The 22,720-nt window shown below is 51.6% G+C and carries 23 protein-coding genes; 8 read left to right on the top strand and 15 right to left on the bottom strand.

Annotated elements, in window-relative coordinates:
• Positions 1 to 37: 37 nt before the first annotated feature.
• The gene (araD, locus tag AC2FCQ_RS01760) at positions 38 to 733 is read right to left on the bottom strand and encodes an L-ribulose-5-phosphate 4-epimerase (RefSeq protein ID WP_404759458.1); all 696 of its coding nucleotides are present in this window, start codon (positions 731 to 733) and stop codon (positions 38 to 40) included.
• Between the two features lie 364 nt (positions 734 to 1,097).
• On the opposite strand from araD, the gene osmB reads away from it, so the two are divergent.
• A complete protein-coding gene (gene osmB / locus AC2FCQ_RS01755) occupies positions 1,098 to 1,316 on the top strand; it encodes an osmotically-inducible lipoprotein OsmB (RefSeq protein ID WP_004945176.1) in 219 nt (72 codons plus the stop codon).
• Between the two features lie 205 nt (positions 1,317 to 1,521).
• Here the strand turns inward: osmB and yciH are convergent, their stop codons facing one another.
• The gene (gene yciH / locus AC2FCQ_RS01750; RefSeq protein ID WP_404759457.1) at positions 1,522 to 1,848 is read right to left on the bottom strand and encodes a stress response translation initiation inhibitor YciH; all 327 of its coding nucleotides are present in this window, start codon (positions 1,846 to 1,848) and stop codon (positions 1,522 to 1,524) included.
• Positions 1,849 to 1,858: 10 nt separating this feature from the next.
• Positions 1,859 to 2,587: an orotidine-5'-phosphate decarboxylase gene (gene pyrF, locus AC2FCQ_RS01745; protein WP_265553499.1), complete on the bottom strand. Its 729-nt coding sequence runs from the start codon at positions 2,585 to 2,587 to the stop codon at positions 1,859 to 1,861.
• Between the two features lie 327 nt (positions 2,588 to 2,914).
• Between pyrF and bhsA the strand changes: the two genes are divergently transcribed.
• The gene (bhsA, locus tag AC2FCQ_RS01740; RefSeq protein WP_209633803.1) at positions 2,915 to 3,175 is read left to right on the top strand and encodes a multiple stress resistance protein BhsA; all 261 of its coding nucleotides are present in this window, start codon (positions 2,915 to 2,917) and stop codon (positions 3,173 to 3,175) included.
• Positions 3,176 to 3,345: 170 nt separating this feature from the next.
• Positions 3,346 to 3,642 (top strand): Arc family DNA-binding protein, encoded by a 297-nt coding sequence (locus tag AC2FCQ_RS01735; protein WP_209634223.1) that lies wholly within the window; start codon positions 3,346 to 3,348, stop codon positions 3,640 to 3,642.
• Positions 3,643 to 3,697: 55 nt separating this feature from the next.
• On the opposite strand, the gene lapB is transcribed toward AC2FCQ_RS01735, so the two are convergent.
• The 3 genes from lapB to pgpB form a co-directional block, all read right to left on the bottom strand.
• Positions 3,698 to 4,867 (bottom strand): lipopolysaccharide assembly protein LapB, encoded by a 1,170-nt coding sequence (lapB, locus tag AC2FCQ_RS01730; RefSeq protein WP_209633805.1) that lies wholly within the window; start codon positions 4,865 to 4,867, stop codon positions 3,698 to 3,700.
• Between the two features lie 6 nt (positions 4,868 to 4,873).
• A complete protein-coding gene (locus AC2FCQ_RS01725; protein ID WP_209633807.1) occupies positions 4,874 to 5,176 on the bottom strand; it encodes a LapA family protein in 303 nt (100 codons plus the stop codon).
• Positions 5,177 to 5,470: 294 nt separating this feature from the next.
• Positions 5,471 to 6,235 (bottom strand): phosphatidylglycerophosphatase B, encoded by a 765-nt coding sequence (gene pgpB / locus AC2FCQ_RS01720; protein ID WP_490307422.1) that lies wholly within the window; start codon positions 6,233 to 6,235, stop codon positions 5,471 to 5,473.
• A gap of 278 nt (positions 6,236 to 6,513) precedes the next feature.
• Here pgpB and ribA point away from each other — a divergent pair, with 278 nt between their 5' ends.
• Positions 6,514 to 7,107, top strand: coding sequence for a GTP cyclohydrolase II (ribA, locus tag AC2FCQ_RS01715; protein WP_209633811.1), 594 nt, complete (start codon positions 6,514 to 6,516; stop codon positions 7,105 to 7,107).
• Positions 7,108 to 7,153: 46 nt separating this feature from the next.
• Here the strand turns inward: ribA and acnA are convergent, their stop codons facing one another.
• Positions 7,154 to 9,826 (bottom strand): aconitate hydratase AcnA, encoded by a 2,673-nt coding sequence (gene acnA / locus AC2FCQ_RS01710; RefSeq protein ID WP_265553505.1) that lies wholly within the window; start codon positions 9,824 to 9,826, stop codon positions 7,154 to 7,156.
• A gap of 438 nt (positions 9,827 to 10,264) precedes the next feature.
• Between acnA and AC2FCQ_RS01705 the strand changes: the two genes are divergently transcribed.
• A complete protein-coding gene (locus tag AC2FCQ_RS01705; RefSeq protein ID WP_490307421.1) occupies positions 10,265 to 10,870 on the top strand; it encodes a hypothetical protein in 606 nt (201 codons plus the stop codon).
• Positions 10,871 to 11,026: 156 nt separating this feature from the next.
• On the opposite strand, the gene cysB is transcribed toward AC2FCQ_RS01705, so the two are convergent.
• A complete protein-coding gene (gene cysB / locus AC2FCQ_RS01700) occupies positions 11,027 to 12,001 on the bottom strand; it encodes an HTH-type transcriptional regulator CysB (RefSeq protein ID WP_209633818.1) in 975 nt (324 codons plus the stop codon).
• 359 nt (positions 12,002 to 12,360) lie between these two features.
• A complete protein-coding gene (topA, locus tag AC2FCQ_RS01695) occupies positions 12,361 to 14,964 on the bottom strand; it encodes a type I DNA topoisomerase (RefSeq protein WP_265553507.1) in 2,604 nt (867 codons plus the stop codon).
• Positions 14,965 to 15,390: 426 nt separating this feature from the next.
• On the opposite strand from topA, the gene AC2FCQ_RS01690 reads away from it, so the two are divergent.
• Complete coding sequence (locus AC2FCQ_RS01690) at positions 15,391 to 15,642, top strand: YciN family protein (protein ID WP_490307420.1); 252 nt, start codon at positions 15,391 to 15,393, stop codon at positions 15,640 to 15,642.
• A gap of 46 nt (positions 15,643 to 15,688) precedes the next feature.
• Here AC2FCQ_RS01690 and sohB read toward each other — a convergent pair whose 3' ends face one another.
• Positions 15,689 to 16,735: a protease SohB gene (gene sohB, locus AC2FCQ_RS01685; protein WP_209633822.1), complete on the bottom strand. Its 1,047-nt coding sequence runs from the start codon at positions 16,733 to 16,735 to the stop codon at positions 15,689 to 15,691.
• Between the two features lie 361 nt (positions 16,736 to 17,096).
• On the opposite strand from sohB, the gene AC2FCQ_RS01680 reads away from it, so the two are divergent.
• Both AC2FCQ_RS01680 and cobO read left to right on the top strand, forming a co-directional pair.
• Positions 17,097 to 17,858: a YciK family oxidoreductase gene (locus AC2FCQ_RS01680; RefSeq protein WP_265553511.1), complete on the top strand. Its 762-nt coding sequence runs from the start codon at positions 17,097 to 17,099 to the stop codon at positions 17,856 to 17,858.
• 12 nt (positions 17,859 to 17,870) lie between these two features.
• Positions 17,871 to 18,461, top strand: coding sequence for a cob(I)yrinic acid a,c-diamide adenosyltransferase (cobO, locus tag AC2FCQ_RS01675; RefSeq protein ID WP_209633826.1), 591 nt, complete (start codon positions 17,871 to 17,873; stop codon positions 18,459 to 18,461).
• A gap of 38 nt (positions 18,462 to 18,499) precedes the next feature.
• Here the strand turns inward: cobO and rluB are convergent, their stop codons facing one another.
• From rluB to rnm, 5 genes are all read right to left on the bottom strand, one after another.
• Positions 18,500 to 19,396 (bottom strand): 23S rRNA pseudouridine(2605) synthase RluB, encoded by an 897-nt coding sequence (gene rluB / locus AC2FCQ_RS01670; RefSeq protein ID WP_490307419.1) that lies wholly within the window; start codon positions 19,394 to 19,396, stop codon positions 18,500 to 18,502.
• Between the two features lie 187 nt (positions 19,397 to 19,583).
• Positions 19,584 to 20,396, bottom strand: a complete 813-nt coding sequence (locus AC2FCQ_RS01665) for an alpha/beta fold hydrolase (RefSeq protein WP_490307418.1) — start codon at positions 20,394 to 20,396, stop codon at positions 19,584 to 19,586.
• Between the two features lie 148 nt (positions 20,397 to 20,544).
• Positions 20,545 to 20,904, bottom strand: coding sequence for a Rap1a/Tai family immunity protein (locus tag AC2FCQ_RS01660; RefSeq protein ID WP_404759449.1), 360 nt, complete (start codon positions 20,902 to 20,904; stop codon positions 20,545 to 20,547).
• A 114-nt stretch (positions 20,905 to 21,018) separates the two neighbouring features.
• On the bottom strand, positions 21,019 to 21,639 hold the full coding sequence (locus AC2FCQ_RS01655) for an L-threonylcarbamoyladenylate synthase (RefSeq protein ID WP_209633835.1): 621 nt from the start codon (positions 21,637 to 21,639) through the stop codon (positions 21,019 to 21,021).
• A 47-nt stretch (positions 21,640 to 21,686) separates the two neighbouring features.
• Positions 21,687 to 22,574, bottom strand: a complete 888-nt coding sequence (gene rnm, locus AC2FCQ_RS01650) for an RNase RNM (protein ID WP_209633836.1) — start codon at positions 22,572 to 22,574, stop codon at positions 21,687 to 21,689.
• Positions 22,575 to 22,720 lie beyond the last annotated feature (146 nt).

Below are 22,720 nucleotides of genomic sequence, written 5' to 3'. Positions count from 1 at the left end.
AGCAGTGAGGGCCGCCCGTTCGCTGCCCTCCTCAATGTTACTGACCGTAGTAGGCATTTTTGCCGTGCTTGCGCAGGTAATGCTTGTCCAGCAGCGTTTGCTGCATGTTCCCCAGCCCCGGCATCAGCTGGCGTGAGAAAATCCCCATATAGGCAATCTCTTCAAGCACCACCGCGTTATGCACCGCATTCTCCGCATCTCTTCCCCAGGTAAAGGGGCCATGTGAATGAACCAGCACAGCCGGGACTTTAGCCGGATCCAACCGACGGTCGCCAAAGGTTTCGACAATCACCCTGCCAGTCTCCCACTCATACCGACCGTTAATCTCTGCATCCCGCATCTGTCGGGTACAGGGAATGTCACCGTAAAAATAATCCGCATGTGTGGTGCCCCAGGCAGGAATATCCAGGCCTGCCTGCGCCCAAATAGTCGCATGACGCGAATGGGTGTGGACAATCCCACCCGCTGACCCAAACTCAAGATAAAGCACGCGGTGTGTATCGCTATCTGAGGACGGTTTTTTTTCACCCTCCACCACTTTCCCCGTTTCCAACTCTACCACCACCATGTCGTCACGGGTCATCGCCGCATATTCCACTCCCGAGGGTTTGATCACCATCAGACCCTCCCGGCGATCGACAGCGCTGACATTACCCCAGGTGAACGTCACCAGGTGATGGCGCGGCAGTGCTAGGTTGGCTTCGAATACGTGCTGTTTGAGCTCGTTAAGCATTTATCTTTCTCAATTAGGCGTGTTGAGCCTATTGTCAACAGCCCGGCCTCAGGCAGGTATGGTGCAAATCGCTAAAGACCACGCAGGCTTCTGCTGGAAACGAATATTTGCGAGAGAAAGGGTGAATCGCCTGTACATAACAGGAGAACGGACTTTAAGACTATTTACCTGTTTATTGCTTACCAGATGCTTATAGTGAATATGGGCAGAAGTTGTACATTTGGCCTTTTAATTATTCTGCCTTTAACAAAAAATGCCATTTTTTATATCGATACTCTATGGGAGCCAATAGCAGGCCGAATTCGGGGTTCATGCCTATACTTAAGAGGCACTCCCATATAGCCAATGCTAAGGAGAAGTCATTATGATGATTATCAATAAACGTTTCGCCACCGCCGCTTTGGCGCTTACGCTAGCGTTTTCACTCAGCGCTTGTTCCAACATGTCCAAACGTGACCGCAACACCGCTATTGGTGCTGGCGCGGGGGCAGTAGGCGGTGCAGTGTTGACCGATGGTAGCGCACTGGGTACGCTCGGCGGGGCCGCCGTTGGGGGGATCATTGGTCATCAGGTGGGTAAATAATCTGACTGACCGTTCTACAGATACCTCTGCCGACAGGCTGGCAAAAGCATTTTTGCTTTGACGTATTAGCCATAATAAAGATTATTTCAGGTCTGTTTTACCTTCATTCGATGGCATATTACCATCAGCGGGCTCAGGCCCGGCAGCAGTACCCTTAAGCCATGCCGCAGTGTGGTATCGCGGCATGGCCGTTCGCCAGATGCAGTTAACCGCCTGCCAGCTTGACCTTCATTCCTTTGCCTTCCAGCAGCTGTTTAAGCAAATCGCGCTTATCGCCTTGGATTTCAATGACGCCATCCTTGACTGACCCGCCGCAACCGCACTTTTTCTTCAACTCGGCGGCTAATTTATCCAAGGCTGCATCGTCCAAATCCACACCCGAGATAAGACACACACCCTTACCTTTTCGCCCGCTGGTCTGGCGTTGAATACGCACGATACCGTCGCCCTTTTCGCGCTGCGGTTTACTCTCTTCCTGCTTGATGCGCCCTGTGTCGGTGGAATAGACCAGCCGGCTGTTATCATCACTCATGATCTTTTCCTCAAGCCAGTGAGGCGCGAATGGCGCTCAATGTGGCGGCAGGATCGGCTGATTGGGTGATCGGACGCCCAATAACCATATAATCGACACCAGCCGCCTGCGCCTGTACAGGGGTCATGATACGACGTTGATCGCCCGCGGCACTGCCCTCCGGGCGAATGCCTGGCGTTACCAATTGGAACTGTTGACCACACGCCGCTTTCAGGCGCTCAGCCTCATGTGCCGAACACACTACGCCGTCCAATCCACAATCACGGGTCAGACGTGCAAGCCGTTCCGCGTGCTCAGCGGGTGAAAGGTCGATACCGATAGCCTGCAGATCTTCTGCTTCCATGCTGGTAAGTACAGTAACCGCAATCAACAACGGTGCCTGGGCACCGTAAGGCAGCAACGCTTCTTTCGCGGCTGTCATCATACGTGCACCGCCGCTGGCGTGGACATTCACCATCCAGACACCCAGCTCGGCAGCTGCGGCTACGGCATGGGCTGTGGTATTCGGAATATCGTGGAATTTCAAATCCAGGAATACCTCGAATCCGCGGTCGTGCAACTCGCGTACGACTTGCGGCCCAAACAGGGTGAACATTTCCTTGCCCACTTTTAACCGGCAGTCTCGTGGATCGATGCGATCAGCAAATGCCAGCGCAGCACCAATATCTGCGTAGTCCAGCGCCACGATAATTGGAGATGATTTTAAGTCATTGTTATTAATGTTATTTTCAGACTTCATTTCTTCTACCTTCTGTAAAATGGACGTAAATAGGCAACAACCTACCAAACTGACGCCGCATTCTACATGTCAGTCGACAGAAATCCCAGCCACAGCGCGCCCTGCCGTTAAGTAATGTTAGTCGTTGATACGTCATCAAGCGTCAATATCACCCCGACGTCCTTAACCCAGCTGATGTAAACCGCCGTAAAGATGCGTAAATTGTCATTCATATAATTTGAACAAGATGCTCAGCATTATCAGATTTTAAATCCAATCAGATGCTTTATTATTCAACACATCGGAAGCGAACGCCTTCCAACCTAATTAAACAGACTGGAGTCTCTTATGAAAAGCATCAAATATTTTGCAGCAGCCGCAGTTGTCGCTATGACCTCTTTTGCCACTCTGGCCGCTGAGCCGGTGGATATGCAACAGGCAACCAGCCTGACCGCTTCCGGTGTTGTCTCTGCCGGTCATGCTACGACGCTGAGCAGCCTGGAAGCCAAGTTGGCCGCTAAAGCCGATGCGCAAGGTGCAAGCAGCTATCGCATCATTTCTGCCGGCGGTAATAACATGCTGAGTGGCACTGCGGTTATCTATAAATAAGCACTTCAGTATGGGGCCCGGTCTACCGGGCTCTACCGCTTTATCCCTTCAATATCGCGCGTTATTTCCCCTCCTCAGTGTTACAGAAATATTAAATTTTTATTACACACTAGACACTCACTCATGACTGGCTTAGCTTGAAGGCAATCTTCCCGCATAAAGGCTTCAAAATGAGCGAGATATCTACACTAACGATTAAAATCCCTCTGGAACTCAAAGAAAAAATTCGTGCCATTGCCGCCGATAACCAACTTTCTTTGAGCGCTGAGGTTTGTCAACGCCTTGAACACAGCTTCGACTTACCGGCTAAAGCAGAAAAAGCCGCTAAGAAATCGCCGGAGTTACACCATGGCGAAATCGATAATCAGGGGATTGAAGAGGAAATCGAACAACCTTTGAACCAGAAAGAATTGAAAAAACTGCGTCAGTTACTGAAAGGTGGCGTGAAAGCCAGCAAGAAAAAATAAAGCTGCACCAGCACAATAAAAAACGGGGCTAAATAGCCCCGTTTTTTATTGTGCATTATTGCCCATCCAACCCACGGATAGGCTTAACCGATGACCAGGCTCGGCATGACGGGCAATGCCAATACAGGGAATGTGCAGTAAAACCACATTTATGGCAGCGGTAACGCGGCTTGGTCCGTATTTGTTCCCCAACCATATCCCGCAGCAGCAACAGGCTCTCTTTTGCACGCCCGTCTTCCGCATCCGCCAGGTGATAATCCATCAAGCGGTAAAATACTCTCATTGTCGGATGGCGCTGTAACTGGCGGTTGATATACACCTGCACCACGTCACGCCCTTCATGCTGTTCAATAATCTCTGCCAGCATTAATTCGGCGGTGGCGCCGGTGTTTTCTTCCACGCAACGCTTGAGGAAGTCCGCCCAATCCTGCTTTTGTTCCAAATGTTGGTAACACTCATGCAGCATCGGCAGGGTTTCGCTAACCAGCTCTTTATCCTGGCTCAACACCCGCTGTAACGACTCTACCGCTTTGGCATATTCACCCTGCGCCATATAAATGCGGCCAACCATAATCGATACGCGAGCACACTGTTTGTCAGCCGAGGCCGCCCGCTTCAGCAAGCCCATCGCTTTATCGAGATCGTCGCTGCCCATGGCCTGCAGCGCCAGCTCGCAATAGAAATGTGCGATCTCGGTACGTTGCTTGTCTTTGCCCAACTTGACCAGTTTTTCCGCCACGTCAATGGCGCTCAGCCAGTCGCTGGTCGCCTGATGGATCGCCAACAACTGCTGCAGCGCAGAGAGGCGAAAATCCTCTTCACCGACCAGTTGGCCGAACATGTCTTCGGCGCGATCGTACATACCGGCAGCCATGTAGTCGCGGCCCAACTGTTGGATAGCCAGCAGGCGTTGTTCGAAGGTGAGAGAGGCGCTTTCCATCAGCGCTTGGTGGATACGGATGGCACGGTCTACTTCACCGCGCGAACGGAACAGGTTACCCAGTGTCAGGTGTGCTTCAACGGTATTACTGTCCTCTTTCAACATATCAAGGAACAGATCAACCGCTTTATCTTGCTGATTGGAGAGCAGGAAGTTAACCCCAGCCACGTACTCGCGCGACAGACGGTTGGCTTCCTGTTGTTTATCCTGTTGAGCACTTCTGCGCCCCATGTACCAACCGTACGCGGCAGCCACGGGCAGCAACAGAAACAGCAGCTCTAACATAGAAGATTATTCCTTGCTGACAACGGGCTGAGCTACCGGCTCAGCAGGTTGTTCAAGCTGCAGTTCCAGCCTTTTGATTTTGCGTTCGGCCCGCCCCAATGCAATACGGGTGCGCAAATAAAACAGGCCACAAATGACCCAACCGAGAACAAAACCAGCACCAAACAACGCCGCCAACAGGGTCGATACGCGATAGTCGCCCTGCGCAACCAGGTAGTTAAAACTCACAACCTGATCGTTATGCGCGCCCAACGTGACAGAAATCACGAAAATCACCAGAACCAACAAAAAAATCAGCAAATATTTCACATTCTTTCCCGCGATGCCGAGTTAATCGGATGAATTATGCCAATGCGTGGCGTCCCTAACCATTAAGTTAGCATTTCCCATCGTGGCAGGGAAACCCTGCGGCACGATAAAACCACATATCTGCTGGCATATTCGACAGTAAACGACGCTCCCGAACAAATTAATGAGAAAGCTTCTCAAAATAATGGATTAATAAGGATATGGGGACATTGATGCGAATTGCAATGAAGGTATATGTAAGCGGTTAATGCGGCGTCAGTGCGACACCGCATTATGTGACATGGTCACTTATAATTATTTTGTCGCCGTTCTTTCCGCGATTTCATGCTGCTCTTGCGGTGGCGGAGTCAAAGGCCCAAACCAGCGCTGTGCCAGCCAGCAGGCAATCGTCACCAACAGCCAACTGATCAGCGTCGCCATCACCAAATCACGCGGCCAGTGCATACCCAACAATAAACGACTGCCCATGACCCCCGTTGCCCACAGCATCAATACCGCGACAGTCTTATAATGCCGACGTGGCCATAACAACCCTACGCCCAGCAGCGCCCAACTGGCAGCAAACATTGTATGACCCGAAGGGAACGCAAAGCCGGTCTCAAATTGCCAATGCTCACGTAACCATGCAGGCACAAGTGTTTGATCTTGTAACTGCTCTTTCACTAACGCGCTCCGCTCTTTGCGGTTGAGCGAGTAAAAGTATTTCTCGTCAATCTGATGGGCTGACTCCAGCCATAACACAAAGGGACGTGGCTCCTGCACCCGATCTTTAATAATTGACTTAACGCCCTGCCCGATCAAAATCGACGCACTCAGCAAAACCAGCAGGCCGATGGCTGGCTTGATGCGAAAACGCAGACACCACAAGAACCAGGCTGCGAGGATAATACTGGTCAGAATGCCCCACGGTGACGTGACCGTTTCAGTTATCCAATACAGGCCTTTCAATAGCCGCCCGTCACCGCCCGGCAACCATTGCCACCCGGAAATCCATGCCGCTAACGGCATCAACAACAATATTATCGCCCCTGCTGCCGTACGCTTTGCTATCTCAAACATTCCAATCGCCCTTTGTCTAAGCCAATTGGCAGTGTAACAATCTTGCAATATTGATAACACTCGAAAAATTAAACAGATAGAAAACCTATTGCAATAATAGTTGGCTGAAAACATCGGATGCTGATTTGCTGAGCACCTCAGGGCAAGAAGTTATGGCAAAATAGCCGATAATTAACGAAATGCCGATCGTCGTTGCGCATTTTAATCCTGGTCAGTTCACTGTGCCGGACGTAGGATGCCCAACCATGATTGAATCGGAAGTATTTGTGGAGAGTAACATGCAGCTTAAACGGGTGGCAGAGGCCAAATTGCCAACACCTTGGGGCGATTTCCTGATGGTAGGATTCGAAGAACTGGCTACCGGGCACGATCACCTGGCTCTGGTCTTCGGTGATATTTCTGGTACGAAGCCGGTACTCTCACGCGTGCATTCTGAGTGCCTGACCGGTGATGCATTGTTCAGCTTACGCTGTGACTGTGGTTTTCAATTGGAAGCTGCGCTGGAGCATATTGCAGAAGAAGGCCGCGGTATTTTGCTCTACCACCGCCAGGAAGGTCGCAATATCGGTTTGCTGAATAAAATTCGGGCTTACGCCTTGCAGGATAAGGGCGCGGATACCGTCGAAGCCAACCACCAGCTGGGTTTTGCCGCAGATGAGCGCGACTTCACCCTGTGTGCAGACATGTTCAAACTGCTGGGTGTGGATGAGGTCCGTTTACTGACCAATAACCCTAAAAAGGTTGAGATCCTGACTGAAGCCGGTATCAACATCACCGAACGTGTTCCGTTGATCGTGGGTCGTAACCCGAAAAACGAGCGTTACCTGGCCACCAAGGCTGAGAAGATGGGCCATTTACTGGACCAAAAGTGATTTCTTCTCTGGAAAAATAAGGGCGCCACGAAAGGCGCCCTTTTTATTACAGCATTTTCCTGATCACATAATGCAGAATGCCATCATTTTCATAGTAGGTCAGCTCATTGCCGGTATCGATACGGCAACGGGTATTAACCACTTCCTTGCGTCCATCGGCATACGTAATCAACACCGGCACCGTCTGTCCCGGTTTCAGCGTTTGTAAACCGCTAACGCTAATCTGCTCATCCCCGCTCAGGCCCAAGGTTTTACGTGTCACACCAGCAGGGAACTCCAGTGGCAGAATGCCCATGCCAATCAGGTTAGACCGGTGAATACGTTCAAAGGACTCGGCAATCACAACCCGAACGCCCAATAAGCGAGGACCTTTCGCCGCCCAGTCACGGCTGGAACCAGACCCATATTCTTTACCGGCAATCACCGCCAGCGGTACATTTTCCTGTTGATACTGCATAGCCGCATCGTAGATGGACAGCTGATTCTGTGACGGAATATGCCGGGTGTAACCGCCTTCAACACCCGGCACCATTTCATTGCGGATGCGGATATTGGCAAAGGTACCGCGCATCATCACCTCATGGTTACCACGGCGAGAGCCATACGAGTTGAAGTCCAGCGGCGCAACGCCATGCTCACTCAAGTAGCGCCCTGCCGGGCTGTCACGCTTGATATTCCCCGCAGGGGAAATATGGTCGGTGGTCACGGAGTCGGCCAGGATGGCCAAAATACGCGCGTCCTTGATGTCCTGCACCGGATCCGGCTGCACTTTCATGGTACTAAAGAACGGCGGATGACGAATGTAGGTGGAGTCTGCCTGCCACTGATAGGTGGCGGATCCGGCAACCTGAATCGACTGCCAGTTGGCATCACCGTCAAATACGGCCCCATACTCCTTGTGGAACATGTCGGTACGAACCTCTTCCACCGCTTGGGCAATGTCTTTACTGCTCGGCCAAATATCTCTCAGGTACACCGGCTTGCCATCGTGCCCTTCACCCAGCGGATCCTTGGTAAGGTCGATCTTCATGCTGCCCGCGAGCGCGTAAGCGACCACCAGCGGTGGAGAAGCCAACCAGTTGGTTTTCACCAGCGGATGTATGCGGCCTTCAAAGTTGCGGTTGCCTGACAGCACCGCGCCCACGGTCAAGTCGCCTGCTTTAATAGCCTGTTCTATCGGCTCTGGTAAGGGCCCGGAGTTACCGATACAGGTTGTGCAACCATAGCCGACCAAATTAAAGCCCAGTTCTTCCAGGTATGATGTCAGCTTCGCACTGTCAAAATAGTCGGTTACCACTTTGGAGCCCGGGGCTAATGACGTTTTGACCCAAGGCTTGGTGCGTAAGCCTTTTTTCACCGCATTCTTCGCCAACAGGCCTGCCGCCATCATCACGCTTGGGTTCGAGGTGTTGGTACAGGAGGTAATGGCCGCAATAACAACCGCGCCATTATGCAGATCGTGCGCCTGTCCATTGAGCGTAAAGGGTTTGAATTCCGACGCATGCTGCTGGCCGCCAATATCCAGTTCAGTTGCAGCATTGAACGCCTTTGGCACATCGGGCAGTGCTACACGATCCTGTGGACGCTTCGGTCCGGCCAGGCTGGCAACGACCGTCGACATATCCAGCGCCAGAGTACTGGTAAACACCGGCTCGTCGCCAGGATTACGCCACATGCCCTGCGCTTTGGCGTAAGCTTCCACCAGCGCAATTTGCTCATCACTGCGTCCACTGAGCTTCATATAGCCCAACGTCACCTCATCCACCGGGAAGAAGCCGCAGGTGGCACCAAACTCTGGCGACATATTGGCAATGGTTGCACGGTCAGCCAGCGGCAGATCGGCAAGGCCGTCACCGTAGAATTCAACGAACTTGCCCACGACACCGTGCTTACGCAACATCTGCGTTACGGTTAACACCAGGTCAGTGGCGGTGATACCTTCGCTAAGCTTGCCGGTAAGTTTAAAACCCACAACGTCCGGGATTAGCATTGATACCGGCTGTCCAAGCATTGCTGCTTCAGCTTCGATCCCCCCAACCCCCCAGCCAAGAATACCCAGGCCGTTGATCATGGTGGTATGGGAGTCGGTACCGACCAGAGTATCTGGATAGGCTATACGCTGGCCGCTTTCGTCGGTGTGCCATACCGTTTGGCCAAGATATTCCAGGTTAACCTGGTGGCAGATACCGGTGCCGGGTGGAACGACACGGAAACGGTTGAAGGCTTTTTGTCCCCAACGCAGGAAGGTATAACGTTCGTGGTTACGCGCCATTTCGATACGCACGTTTTCTTCAAACGCGTCGTCATCGCCAAATTCATCGACGGTGACCGAATGGTCAATGACCAGATCGACCGGTGAAAGCGGGTTAACCTGGTCAACATTGCCGCCCAAGCGTTGTACCGCTTCACGCATTGCAGCTAAATCTACCACCGCAGGCACGCCGGTAAAGTCCTGCATCAGTACGCGAGCCGGACGATAGGCAATCTCCCGGTCGGCATGGCCGGTCTTCAACCAGCCAACGATAGCCTTCAGATCGTCAACCTGCACGGTGTCACCATCCACATGGCGCAGCAGGTTTTCCAACAGCACTTTCATTGATTTTGGCAGCCGGTCGATATCACCCAACTGTCTCGCCGCCAGTGGCAGACTGTAATAGCCATACTCGCTATTCAGCGCAACCAGCTTATCCATACTCGTTTCACGAAGATCGGACGACATAGCTCCTCCATTTCTTATTATGTCTAAAACAGGGTAATCACTGAGGTCTTATTTAAAGATAACACAAAGACGATGTAACGTTTTGATAACAACACGTTTTGATCATAACGATAGGCAGAAGCAATCAAAGATGAAGAAGTCTTTTTTTCCCAGAGAGTTAGGTATTAACCAGGGAAGGTATGAGAAAATCCGGAGGGCAATACGCCTGTATCAAGCGCAATCTGTTACGCTTCCTTTCCACTCGCGCGAAAGAAAGGCAGATGCCCGATGCAGCGGCCTGACAAAACACGGGCTACAGTATGGGAAACCTGCTATGTTATTAATTTTTCAGGTGAAACAATATCGCTCTGCCACCTTGTCAGAGATAAACAACAGATAAATGTGGGCATGAAAAATACAATCATGACTGGGCAACAGATTAAAACTAAGGAGGGGTAAGTGGCATTTTTCGGGTTCGTCAGTGAACGGGAGTGTCAACAATGGAAAGGTGCTTCGCCGTATCTTCCCGCGTTCAGCTTTTATGAACAGCACCAATCAGAACCTATCCATGCATCCCCTGAAGCTATTATCCAAGCCGTACTTTCCTTGGATATGACAGAAGATCCCATCATCCGTCGTTTACTGATGCTTCGTCAGTTACCCGGTAAATTCTGGCAGTTGCTCACCAGAATAAAGAAAACAGAACAGCCGGCGGCGTTTGGTTTCGATACCTTTACCTTGCTGCAGCATGGCAGTCATGAGGTTTCACTGGGGTTGACCGGCCGTTTTTGGCGCCCAATGTTAGACGTGAAAAAACTGGAAACCGCGGAAGAATTTTACCGTTTTACTGCGCCTGATGCAGCCAAACTGGTATTACGCTTTAGCGTCACTCAGGACAGTGCAGGTTTGGCAACGCTTAGCACCGAAACCTTCGTCTGGTGCCCGACACCCCAGGTAAAAGCACGGTTCGCCTGCTATTGGGCAGCCATTCGCCCGGCCAGCGGTTGGATAAGGCGACGTACCCTGCGTAGTGTGCAACAGAAACTGGCAACATCCGCTACCTGACACATTAGCGATGGGTGATGAAGAGAAGAGGTAAAAACCGCTCAGTACGCGTGAGAAGTGAATGAGAGAATGATAAACAAGCTGCATAGAACGAAGAGCAGAATGTAACACTGAGAGGGGGGCCCCTCTCAGATTACCCGTGATTAACCCAACGGCTTACTTTTCCGGCAGCTTGATGTCTTTGAACATCGCTTCGATCTCTTCATTCGAGCGTAGCGCAACTGCATTATCGACCACGTCACGCGTCAGATGTGGCGCAAAACGCTGGATGAAATCGTACATGTAGCTACGCAGGAAGGTACTCCGGCGGAAGCCAATCTTCGTGGTACTGAAGGTGAAGATATCGCGCGCATCCACTGTCACCAGATCAGGATCTTGTACCGGGTCAACTGCCATGCTGGCGATAACACCAACACCCAACCCAAGGCGGACATAGGTTTTAATCACGTCGGCGTCAGTCGCCGTGAATACGATACGTGGCGTCAGGCCAGCACGGTTAAACGCGGTATCCAGCTCAGAGCGCCCCGTGAAACCGAAGGTATATGTGACAATCGGATAAGCAGCCAGTTCTTCAATGGTGATATGGCCTTTGCCCGCTAATGGATGATCGGGCTTAACGACTACCGCGCGGTTCCAGTGGTAGCACGGCAGCATAATTAAATCGTCGTAAAGATGCAGCGCTTCTGTGGCAATGGCAAAGTCTGCGGTGCCTTTGGAGACCGCTTCCGCAATTTGCGTCGGCGACCCCTGGTGCATATGCAACGAAACACGCGGATAGCGTTCAATAAAGCCTTTGATCACGTTAGGCAATGCATACCGCGCTTGGGTATGCGTGGTCGCAACGTACAATGAGCCTTTATCCGGGTAGGTATGCTCGCCGGCGACGGCTTTAATCGCATCCACCTTGGACAACACTTCACGTGCAATACGGATGATTTCCAGGCCTGCTGGCGTCACCTGAGTCAGATGTTTTCCGCTACGCGCGAAAATCTGAATGCCCAGTTCATCTTCCAGCATCCGCACCTGCTTGCTGATACCGGGTTGCGAGGTATAAAGCCCTTCTGCCGTCGAGGAGACATTCAGGTTGTGGTTAACCACTTCCACGATGTAACGAAGCTGCTGCAATTTCATATCTTATACCATCCTAGGTTAAACACTGCGTTGAGCCGCAGCCAGGTATATCGGTGTCGCCCCGGTATGCTGAAAAGTAACAAGCCTTAAACACAGTGCCTCATCCAAGTGATGAATAAACCGCCGTTATTAATAAGCTTTAATCATAAAAAAACTTTTTATATAACCATTATATCATGCCACAGCTTCAAGTATAGATCCGCGTCACACTCTGGTAACGATTATTTTGCATTGCGATCAATATGAAATCCCCGGCCCAGGAGGGAAAAAACAGCAAAGGATAGATCCGTTCTCAGCTTTAGCCAATAAAAAAAACCAGCCACAGGGGCTGGTTTTTATATTGCATTCAGGCTGCAAGTTTACTTTTTACCTTCAACCCATTTGCCATCTATGTAGAAAGCAGACCAGCCGGTGGCTTTTCCGTCTTTCTCAGAAGAGACATACTGTTGCTTGGTCTTACGGCTAAAGCGCACCATAGTCTTGTTGCCTTCGGCATCCGCTACGGGCGCATCGGCCAGATAACGCAATTTTTCAGGCAAGCGGTCCTTGAAGCGGGCCAACTCTTCGACCAAAGGCGCACGGGTTTCGCGCGATTTAGGGAACGTGTTGGCAGCCAGGAAGACGCCGGCTGCACCGTCACGCAGAACAAAGTAAGCATCCGACTTTTCGCATGGCAGCTCCGGTAATGGAACCGGATCTTCCTTGGGTGGTGCTACATCGCCGTTACGCAGGATCTTGCGCGTATTTTTGCATGTCTCGTTGGTACAACCCATGTACTTACCAAAACGCCCCATTTTCAGGTGCATTTCAGAGCCACATTTATCGCACTCAACGACTGGACCATCATACCCTTTCAGGCGGAACTCGCCCTCTTCGATCTCATAACCATCACACGCCGGGTTGTTACCGCACACATGCAATTTACGCTGGTTATCAATCAGGTAGCTGTCCATTGCCGTGCCACATTTCTGGCAGCGACGGCGGGCACGCAACGCGTTGGTTTCCGCGTCATCCCCTTCAAGAATGTTCAGTACTTCGGTTTCCGGCACCAGGTTAATGGTGGTCTTACAGCGTTCTTTCGGCGGCAACGCATAACCAGAACACCCCAGGAACACGCCCGTACTTGCCGTGCGAATACCCATCTGACGGCCACAGGTTGGGCAGTCAATACTGGTCATTACCATCTGATTCGGGCGCATGCCGCCTTCTTCAGGATCTTTTTCTGCCGTGTCTAGCTGCTCGCTGAACTCGGCAAAGAACTCATCCAGTACCGCTTTCCATTCTGCGTGGTTGTTCGCTACCTGATCCAGGCCGTCTTCCATGCGGGCGGTGAAGTCATAGTTCATCAGCTCGCGGAAGTTTTCTTCCAGACGGTCAGTCACGATCTCGCCCATTTTTTCTGCGTAGAAACGGCGGTTTTCAACACGCACATAGCCACGATCCTGAATGGTTGAAATGATTGACGCGTAGGTCGATGGACGACCGATACCCCGTTTTTCCAACTCTTTTACCAATGACGCTTCGCTGTAACGCGCTGGCGGCTTGGTGAAGTGCTGACTTGGGATCAGTTTTTGCAGTTCAAGTTCGCTGCCTACCTCAACAAACGGCAAGGTACGATCTTCATCACCCTTACGCAGAGCAGGCATCACTTTGGTCCAACCGTCGAAACGCAGCGTACGGCCCTTGGCGCGCAGCTGGAAATCACCGGCTTTTACCGACAGCGTGGTGGAATCGTACTGCGCTGGCGTCATCTGACAGGCCACAAACTGCCGCCAAATCAGCTGATACAGCTTTTGCGCATCCGCTTCCATATCTTTCAACTGTTCAGCCAGCACATTGACATCCGACGGACGGATGGCCTCATGCGCTTCCTGCGAGTTTTCTTTGCTGCTGTACTGGTTCGGTGCCTTCGGCAAGTATTTGTCACCGAAGTTATCACCGATATAACCACGCACCATGTTGAGCGCATCCTGGCTCAGGTTGGTGGAGTCGGTACGCATATAGGTGATGTGACCTGCTTCATACAGGCGCTGGGCCATCATCATGGTTTTCTTCACGCCAAAGCTCAAACGGGTACTGGCCGCTTGCTGCAACGTGGACGTAATGTAAGGTGCACCCGGTTTGCTGCTGGTCGGCTTATCTTCGCGATCCAGTACGGTGTAGCGGGCTTTTTCCAGCAGTTTAAGTGCTGCATGCGTCTGCTCACGATTAACCGGCTTGAACGGTTTGTCGTGGGCATGCGTCACTTCCATCTGCAACGTGGTGTCACCCTTCGCTAACAGATCTGCGTGCAGCTCCCAGTACTCTTCCGGTACGAAGGCTTTGATGTCGCGCTCACGCTCCACCACCAACCGAACAGCAACGGATTGCACTCGCCCGGCAGACAGGCCACGGGCAATTTTTTTCCACAGCAGTGGCGAAACCATATAACCCACAACGCGGTCCATAAAGCGGCGCGCCTGCTGTGCGTTAACACGGTCAATATTCAGCTCACCCGGCTGTTTGAACGCGTTTTGGATCGCGTTCTTGGTGATTTCGTTAAATACCACCCGGCTAAAGCGTTTGTCGTCACCCCCGATAACTTCCCGCAGGTGCCAGGCAATGGCTTCCCCTTCGCGGTCAAGGTCCGTTGCGAGATAAATGTGGTCGGCGTTTTCCGCTAACGACTTTAACTCGGCGACAACTTTTTCTTTACCCGGCAGGATTTCGTATTGCGCAGCCCAACCATGGTAAGGATCGACGCCCATACGATTTACCAGCGCCGCCTTCTCATCCTTTTTAACTTTAACTTTCTTCTTGGCTTTGTCTTCGGTTGAGTCAGCGCTCTTTTTGCTGGCTGAGCCACTGGTCGGCAAATCACGGATATGACCGACGCTGGACTTCACCACGTAGTCATTACCTAAATATTTATTAATAGTTTTGGCTTTTGCCGGGGACTCAACTATTACGAGAGCTTTACCCATATTTACCTTTACCTAATTTTATTTCTTCTAAAAAGAAGTCTTTTATCTCGCCGTGCCGCAGCGGTTCATATCTCTTTTTTATATTGCGGCAGTCTGGCAAGAGATCAACATGTTTTTTTCTATTGGTTGCTTAACTGCTCAACCTGAACGCAAGTTGTTGATCCTGCCTGCAATTCACCCATGCCCCAGAAGTATGGCTGTGTGAGACTCATTCATGGCGTAAACAAAACCTTCCACCTGACGCCGCAAAATCCCACACTGTACCTGATAAAAAGCGTCACGCAACCTAATTAGCACGGAAAGGCAGATTTCGCCAATCGACAGATACCGCTAGACATCCAGACGGCAAATAAACCTTAGTCTGTTTGCGGATAAATGCGAACTGGCGTTAGAATATGTCCAGAATTTATGATTGGAGTGTAATAAATGCGCACTAATACCTCACCCATTGATCGCGAAACCTTACTGCAAGAAGCAAATAATCTTATTCGTCACCATGATGATTATATGCATGGCATGATTGCCACTGAGGTTGAACAAAAAGGCAGCGTTTTAGTTTTCCGTGGTGAATTCTTTTTGGACCAAGATGGATTGCCAACGGCAAAAACTACCGCCGTATTTAATATGTTTAAACACTTGGCCCACATGTTCTCTGATAAATATCATCTGGTCGATTAGTCATAAAAAAGGGGGCTTTAAGCCCCCTGCGGTTTAATCGTTTCGCTTAAAGCAACGGCTTTTCGCCCCGTTGCCACCAGCGCAATAACAGACGGTCGACACTTTCCGCCGCACTGCCGGTAAAACGGTCCATCATGCGTTTACGGCGTGCATAACGCACCCCGATCACCTCATGGTTTTCCATTTCAGCAATCAGCAAATCGTCACTGGTACCAATCGCGTCGATGAGTCCCTTCTCTTTCGCTTGCGTACCGAACCAATGCTCACCGGTCGCTACGCTGTCAATATCCAGTGATGGGCGCTGCTGGTGAACGAACTCTTTAAACAGCACATGAGTTTCGTTCAGATCTTCACGGAACTTCTCGCGCCCCTGCTCTGTATTTTCGCCAAACAACGTCAGCGTGCGTTTGAACTCGCCTGCGGTGTGCAATTCAACATCAATATCATTCTTTTTCAACAAGCGGTGGAAGTTAGGGATCTGCGCCACAACGCCGATTGAACCGATAATTGCAAAGGGTGCGGCCACAATACGATCCGCCACACATGCCATCATATAGCCGCCACTGGCCGCGACCTTATCTACAGCCACCGTGAGACGAATCCCGCCGGTACGCAAACGCGCCAACTGCGATGAGGCCAACCCGTATCCGTGCACCACACCACCCGGGCTTTCCAGTCGTAGCAGAACTTCGTCCTTCGGTGTCGCTACCGCCAGCACGGCCGAGACCTCCTCGCGCAATGAGGTGACTTCATGGGCATCCATGCTGCCTTTGAAATCCAGCACATACAGGCAAGGTTTGGCGGCTTCAACGGCCCCAGCTTTAGCCCGCTGTTTCTTCAGTTTATCGTCGGCTTTGGTCTGCTTTTTAAACTGCTTGAGCCACGCCTTTTGTTCCGCCTCGCCCATACGTGCCAGACGCATGTCGCGCTGCATATCGCGGTACTGCTCTCCAAGGTCAGTAAGCTGCAGTTCCCCTTTCTGTCGGTTCTTACGTTGCCCCAGGCTGACCGCCAGCAAGGCCAGCGCAGCGATGGCAATCACTACCGTCGCGACTTTGGCCAGAAATAGGCCATAAACAGATATAAACTCCACAGATTCCGCCTTTATTAACAGGTTGTTAGTATGACTTCATTCATTCTAGCCAACCGACGCGGTGGCTGTCGCGGCTAAATAAAAATTCCTTGTGCTGCTTCTTTACTATGTGGGCGCATTTGGGCTTACCCAAGGCGGCACAGTTCCATTTTTGTTACAAAAGAATGCCGATTCTGCCGCCTAATCATTGAAAATACGATCCATTTGAGGCATATAACACGGATTATTCATCAACATGATGAGCCAAATTCGCTGTGGGCCCATATATGCAGTTGAGCCGTTGCTCCTGCTATGGCCTCTCAATCCACACCCGCTCCCCGATGTAAGTGGGAGACCAGCCACCCAGGCGCGAGGAATTATTGTGCACTACCAACCCAAGCAGGATTTACTGGAAAACCGTATCATTTTAGTCACTGGTGCCGGAGACGGTATTGGTCGCGAAGCTGCACTCACCTACGCCAGATTTGGCGCGCAATTGGTGCTGCTGGGCCGTACCGAAAGTAAGCTGCAAGCCGTGCAGGCCGAGATTGCCAAATTCAGCAGCGCGCCAACCTACATCATCACACTTGACCTGTTGCATACCAACCAAGAACAGTGCAAACAGGTGGCAGACGAACTGGCGACGCATGTCCCGCGGCTAGACGGCGTGCTGCATAATGCAGGCCTGCTCGGCGATATCGCCCCCATGGCGGACCTGTCGATGGCGATGTGGGAGGACGTCATGCAGGTCAACGTCAACGCAACATTTATGCTCACTCAAGCACTCTTGCCGCTGCTGCTGAAATCCAATTCGGGTTCGCTGGTATTTACCAGCTCCAGCGTCGGCCGTACCGGGCGCGCAAACTGGGGCGCTTATGCCGTTTCAAAGTTCGCAACCGAAGGGATGATGCAGGTATTCGCCGATGAATACAAAAATCGCAACTTGCGGGCAAATTGCATCAATCCTGGCGGAACTCGTACCCAAATGCGTGCATCTGCCTTCCCGAATGAAGACAAAAGCAAGCTGAAAACCCCGGCGGATATCATGCCGCTTTATCTCTATCTGATGGGGGATGACAGCCGTCGTAAAACCGGCATGAGCTTCGATGCCCAACCGAACCGCAAACCCGGCGCAGCCGAATAAAGGGGCTTTATCATGGCTGAAGATCGTCACCAACAACGGCAACAACGTTTGAAAGAACAGGTCGACGCCCGCATTGCTGCTGCGCAGGACGCTCGGGGTTTACTGCTGGTGTTCACCGGTAATGGTAAAGGCAAAACCACTGCGGCATTTGGCACAGTAACGCGGGCCGTTGGTCACGGTATGAAAGCCGCCGTTATCCAATTCATTAAAGGTGAATGGCCAAACGGAGAAAAAAACCTGCTGCAACAGCATGGTGTTGAATTCCAGGTAATGGCGACCGGCTTTACTTGGGAAACGCAGAATAAAGCAGAAGACACCGCCGCTTGTCAGGCCGTATGGCAACAGGGTAAGCGCATGCTGGCCGACAACAGCCTGGATCTGGTGCTACTGGACGAACTGACCTATATGGTCAGCTACGGCTATCTTGAGCTGGATGAACTGCTGGAGGCGCTTCGGCAACGTCCTGTGCACCAAACGGTGATTATCACCGGACGTGGCTGCCATCGCGATATTTTAGCGTTAGCGGATACGGTTACGGAAATGCGGCCGGTAAAACACGCCTTTGATGCGGGTATCAAAGCACAACAGGGTATTGACTGGTAATAGAAAACGCCGCAGTCCTGGAGGCTGCGGCGTGCTGATTAACTGCGCTTGCTTGGTTTGCCCGGTTTGCTGCCCGGTGCACTACGGCGACCGCTGCCAGCAACCTGTGTGTGACGCTTGACGGCACGACGGATCTGATTGGCCTTCACTCGGCGGCGTTCACGCTCAACCGGCATCTTGCTGACGGTTTCCGGCTTCAACTCAACCAGTTCACGCAGATAGTTAATCGCCGGCAGTTCGAGCTCGGTCCAACCGCCACGAGGCAGGCCCTTCGGCAAATCGATATCACCATAACGCACGCGGATCAAACGGCTAACCTGGACACCAACGGCTTCCCAAAGGCGACGCACTTCGCGGTTACGTCCTTCAGTCAGGGTTACGTTATACCACTGGTTAATACCTTCGCCACCCTGGAAGGTAATGGTGCGGAAAGCGGCTGGGCCGTCTTCCAACTGAACGCCCTTACTCAATTGCTTCACTTTCTCGTCGTCAATCTGGCCAAATACGCGCACTGCGTATTCACGCTCAACTTCACGACTCGGGTGCATCAGGCGGTTTGCCAGCTCACCGTCTGTGGTGAACAACAGCAAACCGGAGGTATTGACGTCCAAACGCCCTACCGCGACCCAGCGTGAGCCGCGCAGCTGAGGCAGACGATCGAATACCGTTGGACGGCCTTCAGGATCGCTACGGGTACAGAGTTCGCCTTCCGGCTTGTAATACGCCAGTACACGGCAAACTTCTTCTTCAGATTCTTTAATCGCAACAATATGACCATCCAGGCGGATCTTCATTGAAGGGGTTACTTCAACGCGGTCACCCAGCTTGGCAATTTTGCCGTCGACGCTAACGCGCCCGGCTTCAATAATGGTTTCGATTTCACGACGCGAGCCATGGCCGGCACGCGCTAAAACTTTCTGTAACTTCTCGCTCATTGAGCAACCTCTAGTGTCGCCTTCACAGGCGTCGGGGGGATGACCGCCGCGGCGTCTGGCACCACAACAGTAACAATACATTTACTTGGATCGAACCGCGCATTATACAGGCTTTCAATAGTGTTGAAACCCACTTTATTTCCTGATCGATTATCCAAAGTTATAGGTGGTAAGAACCCGCGTCGATTCAAACAGGAAGGGAATTGCGATCCAGGAAACGGATAACCGCCTGATATACGCTCTCTGGACATTCGAGGATACCAAGATGGGTAGAAGCATGCTCAAGTCGTACAACCGAAAAGAAAGAATGAACCTCCGCAAACCGCTGTTGTTGCCGCAAATAATCGTCGTCACGATCCAACGCGTAAATATGGCAACAAGCTGGGTGCAAGGTTAATGCACCCAACCGGTTAAGCGGCGATTGATATTGCCGATAGGCTTGTTCGATCGCCACACCGGCAGCCTGCCATACACGGAAATCCTCCTTCGCCATTTCAACGGTTAAATGATGTTTAACCTGCGGGTGCACAATGCCGCCCTGCCAAAAGCTAAACAAAGCATCACGTGCCGCTACCCAGCGTTCAGGACGCTGCATGTGTTGCACAGAATCAAAAAATGCCGGATCAGGTTGCGTCATTATCCAATCGAGAAACACCATTCCTTGCACTTGTTGAGGTAAGCTCTCAGCGAGAGCAACCGCAATCCAACTGGCATGTGCCACCGAAAGTGTCACACATTTCCCCACCTGCAACTCAAGCAGCAGTTGGCGAAGGTCTGCCAGCAGTTCCTCGGCACCAAGCGAAAGCTGCTCATCGCGGTCAGACAGCGCATGGCCTCGCCAATCAAGGCTAATCACACGGAAGTGTTGTTCAGCCAACGCGATAAAGGGGGCAAAAACGGTTTTCGGTTCACACCAACCAGGCAGCAGTACCAGCGTCAGCGGGCCTGAGCCGGAATCATGGTAATCGAGGGAAAGGGTACCGTAGCGAAACGCTGTCATTTTTTCTCCTGAACGTCATATCCCAAATCGGTGAAGGGACGTTTGCGTTAGCGGTAAAATGACAGCGTTTATCAATTTCATCTATTGGAAATAATGCTAAAGAAAAAGCATCGCACCTAATGAAAAAATACGCACTAAACGGACAACGTTAATGCCGTGCACAAGGGTAAGCGGCGGTTAACGCCAGCATAATCACCGACGGTGCGGAGTAATGCAGCTGCTCCGGATGCTCATTTAAATACTGCATAACCGCATCCGAAGCCGTGCCTACGCTCATGCCCGCTTCCGGACAAATACTACGGTTACCTTGCATAGAAAAGGTATCAAACACGCCTGCAACGTACCCCATAAACATCCCCGCATCGAGAGCTTCAGCGACGGTAGCTGCCCCACTTTTATTTTTCACATAGCCGCTGGTTTCAGACAGCAAAGCGCTACCGGAATAAAACCCCGCGCTGGCCACAGAGGAAAATAATAACGCCACCAATAAAGAAACCCATTTAATCATCGCTACGCATCCTGCCTAATTATCAATTTTTGATATTGTAGGATAGCGGTTTTACCGATAAATGACGCCGTTTCAGTCACTTTTCAGAAAATGAGCAAACATTATGGCAATGCATCAGCGGAAGGGCGTTGGGTCACCGGCGCCCTCGCGTACCACTTCCGGTGCGGACTCCGTCAGGTCAATCACCGTGGTAGGCTGCTGGCCCAGGAAACCACCGTGGATCACCAGATCTACCTGTTTTCCCAAATGTTCGCTGATCTCTTCCGGATCGGACTCGGCAAAATCATTACCCGGAAGCATCAACGTAGTCGACATCATTGGCTCGTTAAGCACTTCCAGTAATGCCAGCGCAATCGGGTTCGAGGGCACACGCAAACCGATGGTTTTGCGCTTGTCGTTCATCAACCGCCGCGGAACTTCTTTGGTCGCTTTCAGGATAAAAGTGTAGTTGCCCGGCGTGTTATTTTTGATCAGCCGGAACGCGGTATTGTCGACGTAAGCGTAAGTCGACAATTCAGACAGATCGCGGCACATCAGCGTAAAGTTATGATTACCATCCAATTGACGGATACGGCAGATACGTTCCATCGCCGACTTTTCTTCCAGCTTGCAGCCCAGTGCATAACCAGAATCCGTGGGATAGACGATCACGCCCCCTTTACGCAGTACATCCACTGCCTGATTGATAAGACGTGGCTGTGGGTTGTCTGGGTGAATATAAAAAAGCTGACTCATGACTTGCTCCTAAAATGATGCACGCGGGCGGCATCGCCCACGTTAAATCAATCGACTTTAGCCAGTTGCGGTTGCGGCCAGTCACGCCACACGGGTTCAACCCCACCGGGTAACCACAGTTTACGGCCCAGTTCGATCCACGAGCAGGGTTGATGGAAATCAGACCCCTGCGACGCCAGTAATTGATATTCTTGCGCATACTTTGCCAACAGGGAACGCTCATGCGGTGCTTGCTGACATTGGGCCACTTCCATCGCGTCACCGCCATGTGCGGCAAAATGCGCAAACAGCCGCTTCAACCATTTGGCCGTCAGATCATAACGGCCCGGATGCGCGATCACTGCCTGACCGCCGGATTGATGAATCACATCAATGGCTTGTTCTATTGTACACCACTGTGGCGGAACGTAACCGGTTTTGCCTTTCGCCAGGTATTTCTTGAATACCTGAGCCATATTGTCCGCCATACCAATTTGCACCAGATAACGCGCAAAATGCCCGCGGGTCACTGCCCCGCCGTCGGCTAATTTTTGCGCCCCTTCAAATGCCCCTTCGATACGGGCTTTGGCTAATCGTGCACCTATTTCCTGTGCACGGAGGTTACGGCGTTCTGTCTGTTCGGACAGCAGTTGTACTATCGCCGGGTGCCGGGTTTCAATACCCAAACCGACGATATGAATCTCATGGTTTTCCCACAACGTGGAGATTTCCACACCATTGACCAACTGCAGCGGCAGGGACAACTCAGCAATGGTTGCCGCTGCGGCGGCCAAACCATCTGTGGTGTCATGATCGGTTATCGCCAAAACACCCACCCGCATTTCAACCGCACGCTGCACCAACTGCGCCGGCGTAAGGTAGCCGTCAGAAGCGGTAGTATGGCTGTGGAGATCGTAGAGAGTAAATGCGGAGGGCTGGGGGCTGCTGTCTGTCAAAAGAAATATCCGGCAATGGCTTGGCTTTCTATCATACCCGCGATCGCCCGTTGGACGGAAATCTATTATGACGCGCTGGCGTTTCAGCTTAATGAAAATAATTCACACTTAGCGATAAAACATTGTACGAAAAGAGGGTTGACTTT

It is taken from the genome of Serratia sp. CoH_134_PS_4, from assembly GCF_058190535.1.
The sequence above is the reverse complement of the archived record's forward strand: the minus strand, read 5'-3'. Positions and strand labels throughout refer to the sequence as shown.

Excerpts from the sequence above, each read along its gene's own strand:
- araD (WP_404759458.1), bottom strand. The coding sequence starts at position 733 with ATGCTTAACGAGCTCAAACAGCACGTATTCGAAGCCAACCTAGCACTG.
- osmB (WP_004945176.1), top strand. The coding sequence starts at position 1,098 with ATGATGATTATCAATAAACGTTTCGCCACCGCCGCTTTGGCGCTTACG.
- yciH (WP_404759457.1), bottom strand. The coding sequence starts at position 1,848 with ATGAGTGATGATAACAGCCGGCTGGTCTATTCCACCGACACAGGGCGC.
- pyrF (WP_265553499.1), bottom strand. The coding sequence starts at position 2,587 with ATGAAGTCTGAAAATAACATTAATAACAATGACTTAAAATCATCTCCA.
- bhsA (WP_209633803.1), top strand. The coding sequence starts at position 2,915 with ATGAAAAGCATCAAATATTTTGCAGCAGCCGCAGTTGTCGCTATGACC.
- AC2FCQ_RS01735 (WP_209634223.1), top strand. The coding sequence starts at position 3,346 with ATGAGCGAGATATCTACACTAACGATTAAAATCCCTCTGGAACTCAAA.
- lapB (WP_209633805.1), bottom strand. The coding sequence starts at position 4,867 with ATGTTAGAGCTGCTGTTTCTGTTGCTGCCCGTGGCTGCCGCGTACGGT.
- pgpB (WP_490307422.1), bottom strand. The coding sequence starts at position 6,235 with ATGTTTGAGATAGCAAAGCGTACGGCAGCAGGGGCGATAATATTGTTG.
- ribA (WP_209633811.1), top strand. The coding sequence starts at position 6,514 with ATGCAGCTTAAACGGGTGGCAGAGGCCAAATTGCCAACACCTTGGGGC.
- acnA (WP_265553505.1), bottom strand. The coding sequence starts at position 9,826 with ATGTCGTCCGATCTTCGTGAAACGAGTATGGATAAGCTGGTTGCGCTG.
- cysB (WP_209633818.1), bottom strand. The coding sequence starts at position 12,001 with ATGAAATTGCAGCAGCTTCGTTACATCGTGGAAGTGGTTAACCACAAC.
- topA (WP_265553507.1), bottom strand. The coding sequence starts at position 14,964 with ATGGGTAAAGCTCTCGTAATAGTTGAGTCCCCGGCAAAAGCCAAAACT.
- AC2FCQ_RS01690 (WP_490307420.1), top strand. The coding sequence starts at position 15,391 with ATGCGCACTAATACCTCACCCATTGATCGCGAAACCTTACTGCAAGAA.
- cobO (WP_209633826.1), top strand. The coding sequence starts at position 17,871 with ATGGCTGAAGATCGTCACCAACAACGGCAACAACGTTTGAAAGAACAG.
- rluB (WP_490307419.1), bottom strand. The coding sequence starts at position 19,396 with ATGAGCGAGAAGTTACAGAAAGTTTTAGCGCGTGCCGGCCATGGCTCG.
- AC2FCQ_RS01665 (WP_490307418.1), bottom strand. The coding sequence starts at position 20,396 with ATGACAGCGTTTCGCTACGGTACCCTTTCCCTCGATTACCATGATTCC.
- AC2FCQ_RS01660 (WP_404759449.1), bottom strand. The coding sequence starts at position 20,904 with ATGATTAAATGGGTTTCTTTATTGGTGGCGTTATTATTTTCCTCTGTG.
- AC2FCQ_RS01655 (WP_209633835.1), bottom strand. The coding sequence starts at position 21,639 with ATGAGTCAGCTTTTTTATATTCACCCAGACAACCCACAGCCACGTCTT.